This is a genomic window from Microbacterium resistens NBRC 103078 (assembly GCF_001552355.1).
GTDB lineage: Bacteria > Actinomycetota > Actinomycetes > Actinomycetales > Microbacteriaceae > Microbacterium > Microbacterium resistens.
Genome location: NZ_BCRA01000195.1, coordinates 1 through 3,036 on the forward strand (window position 1 = coordinate 1; position 3,036 = coordinate 3,036).

3 protein-coding genes are annotated in these 3,036 nt (G+C 72.6%); 1 reads left to right on the forward strand and 2 read right to left on the reverse strand.

The genetic code is table 11. The annotated features are described in order from the left end of the window. Positions 1–271: 271 nt before the first annotated feature. Together MR1_RS18840 and MR1_RS18845 are read right to left on the reverse strand one after the other, a co-directional pair. On the reverse strand, positions 272–1,636 hold the full coding sequence (locus MR1_RS18840; RefSeq protein WP_067250750.1) for an MFS transporter: 1,365 nt from the start codon (positions 1,634–1,636) through the stop codon (positions 272–274). A 5-nt stretch (positions 1,637–1,641) separates the two neighbouring features. Further along, positions 1,642–2,082, reverse strand: coding sequence for a MarR family winged helix-turn-helix transcriptional regulator (locus MR1_RS18845; protein ID WP_067250753.1), 441 nt, complete (start codon positions 2,080–2,082; stop codon positions 1,642–1,644). Positions 2,083–2,265: 183 nt separating this feature from the next. Between MR1_RS18845 and MR1_RS18850 the strand changes: the two genes are divergently transcribed. After that, the gene (locus MR1_RS18850; RefSeq protein WP_067250756.1) at positions 2,266–2,997 is read left to right on the forward strand and encodes a copper homeostasis protein CutC; all 732 of its coding nucleotides are present in this window, start codon (positions 2,266–2,268) and stop codon (positions 2,995–2,997) included. The last annotated feature ends 39 nt before the right edge of the window (positions 2,998–3,036 follow it).

Consider the following 3,036-nt stretch of genomic DNA (forward strand, 5'->3'; position numbering starts at 1 on the left):
GGGGGCGAGCAGCGTCGCGGCGAGTTCGCCGACGCCGACGCCGAGGAGGGAGCCCGCGATGCCCGCGGCCGCGGCGAGGGCGCGAGGAGGGTCGGGCGCGTCCGTGCTCATGCGCTCAGCGTAGGAGCGTGCGCCGACGTGTGGGGCCGACGATGACGAGTTCGTCAGAACCCGTCCGCGGAGCGGGGGCGCCCGGGCCGACGCCGCGCGCGGCCGGACCGGCGACACGCGGGCGATCCTGGTCCGCGCAGGCGATCCGGGTCCGGCCGCGTCAGGCGCGACGGCCGTCGGGGCGATCCCCCTCGGGCTCGATCCGGATCGGGGTGGTCGCGGTCGTCACCGGATCCTCCTGCTGCGGCGGGACCGCCCGCGGATCCATGGCCTTGATGACGGACAGCGGGCGGGTCTCGTCCAGGGTCAGGAGGAACCGCGCGTCCTCGCGACGGTGCAGGCGGCCCGACACGCTCATCCAGGTGATCCCGATGGCGAACGCGATGAGTCCCGCCGCCCCGCCCACGATGATCGCCGCCCGCGGGCCGAACGCATCCACGATCCAGCCCGCGATCGGCGCGCCGATGGGCGTCGAGCCCATGATGACGGCCATGTAGAGCGCCAGGACGCGGCCGCGCAGGGCCGGGTCCGTCGTGGTCTGCACGTAGCCGTTCGCGGTCGTCAGCATCGTCACGGTGGAGAACCCGACGAAAACGAGCGTGGCCGCGTAGGACCAGTAGCCGGGCATGAAGGTCGACACGATGGACGCCACGCCGAAGCCCGCGGACGCGATCACGAGCACCCGCACGCGCGCGCGGTCGCGGCGGGCCGCCAGGAGCGCGCCCGCGAGGGACCCGATGGCGAGCACGGAGCTGAGGATCCCGTAGCCGTCCGCCTGGCGTCCGAACTCCAGCGCCATGGTCGAGGCGAAGATCGGGAAGTTCATGCCGAAGGCGCCGATGAGGAACACCATGGTGAACACCACGAGCAGGTCGCTGCGGCGGCGGACATAGTGGAACCCCTCCGCGAGCCCGCCCGAACGGTGCCCCTTCACGCGGGGGATCAGCTCGCTGCGGCGCACCAGCAGCAGGGCCACGATCATGGCGAGGAACGTCGCCGCGTTGGCGACGAACACCCAGCCGGATCCGATCGCGACGATGAGCAGGCCGCCGACCGCCGGGCCGATCAGGCGAGCCATGTTGAACGAGGCCGAGTTCAGCGCCACCGCGTTCGAGGCGTCCTCGAGGCGCACCATGTCCGAGACGAAGGCCTGGCGGGCCGGGGCGTCGAAGGCGTTGCAGATCCCGAAGCCGAGGGCGAACAGGAGCATGAGGGGGAGCGTCATGACGCCGGTGAGCAGGAGGATCGCGACGCCGACGGCGAGCACCATGAGGGCCGATTGCGTGGTGAGCAGGACCTTCCGCCGGTCGAAGCGGTCAGCGACCCATCCGGTGAGGCTCACGAGCACGAGCGGCGGGCCGAACTGCAGGGCCATCGTCACGCCCATGGCCGTGGCGTCGTTGTCGGTGAGCTCGGTGAGCACGACCCAGTCCTGCGCGGTGGCCTGCATCCACCCGCCGATGTTGGACACGATCGCGCCCAGGAACCACACCCGGTAGTTGTACGAGGAGAAGGAGCGGAACATGGCGCTCATCGGTCGGCCACCCTCCGCATGAGGGCGCTCGCCTCGCGCAGCACTCGAAGGTCGGATTCGGTGAAGTCGTGACCGGCGAGCATGTCGGCCAGGAGCTGGTCGCGGCGTCGCAGGGTCTCGGCGACGATCTCGCGCCCGCTCTCGGTGATGTCGACGTGGACCCGGCGGCGGTCGTCGTCGTCCGGGATCCGGGTCACGAATCCCTGTTCCTCCAGGCCGTTCACCATGGCGCTCATCGAGGGCGCGGTGACCCGTTCGCGCTCGGCGAGGGCGGTGATCGAGTGGCGTCCGTGCATCCGCAGCGTGGCGAGCACCGCCAGCTGGGCGTCGCTCATCGCATCGACGGCACGGACCGAGCGCAGGCGGCGGGCGAGGCGGAACGTGGCGAGGCGGAGGTCGGTGGCGGTGGTCTGGATCGGATCCTCGGGGTCGGTCATTACTTAGACAGTCTAACTAAATTTCCCGCCGAGCGGGCACGCGTTTTCCCGAACGCCCGCCTCCCCGCCATCGAGTGGTCAGTTTCTGTGGGTTCCGAGGCTCGCAACCCACAGAAACTGACCACTCGGCCGCGGGGGAGGGGCGTGGTCGGGCGGGCGGGGCGGAGCCGGGAGAATGGAGGGATGACCCTCGCCCTCGAACTCGCCGTCCAGGATGCCGCCGGCGTCCGCATCGCCCGAGAGATCGGCGCCGCCCGCGTCGAGCTCGCCCAGGCCCTGCCGCTCGGCGGGCTCACCCCGTCGCCCGCCACCCTGGCGTCGGCGGTCGCCGCGGCGGGCGACTCGGGGGTCGAGGTGCACGTACTCGTGCGTCCGCGCGCCGGCGGCTTCCACTACACCCCGGACGAGCTGGAGGTGTCGGTGCAGGACGTCCGCCACGCCGTCGCGGGCGGAGCGGCGGGCGTCGTGGTCGGGGCGCTGGACGCGGCCGGAGGACTCGACGTCGACGCGCTCGTCCGGCTCCGCGACGCCGCCGGGGACGCCTCGGTCACGCTGCACCGGGTGATCGACGTGATCGCGGACCCGGTCGAGGCCCTGCGGATCGTCCGCGGACTCGGCTTCCGTCGGGTGCTCACCTCGGGCGGCGCCTCGGCGGCGATCGACGGGATCGACACCCTGCGCGCCCTCGTCGCCGCTGCCGAGGGGGAGATCGAGGTCATGGCCGGAAGCGGGGTGACCGCGGCGAACGCGGTGGCGCTCGCCGAGACCGGGGTGGACGCTCTGCACTTCTCGGCCAAGCGGACGGTGTCCGAGGACGGCGGGGTCCGGATGGGCTCCGCGTCCGACGGCGTCGGCGGGTACGAGGTCACCGATCTCGACCAGGCCAGGGCGGTGGCGGCGGCGCTCGGGCGCTGATCCGCGGCGCTCGCCGGCGGCGGGGGTCGGTGACAGCGG

Bases quoted from the DNA above. Each gene is read 5' to 3' on its own strand.
- MR1_RS18840 (WP_067250750.1), bottom strand. From the start codon at position 1,636: ATGTTCCGCTCCTTCTCCTCGTACAACTACCGGGTGTGGTTCCTGGGC.
- MR1_RS18845 (WP_067250753.1), bottom strand. From the start codon at position 2,082: ATGACCGACCCCGAGGATCCGATCCAGACCACCGCCACCGACCTCCGC.
- MR1_RS18850 (WP_067250756.1), top strand. From the start codon at position 2,266: ATGACCCTCGCCCTCGAACTCGCCGTCCAGGATGCCGCCGGCGTCCGC.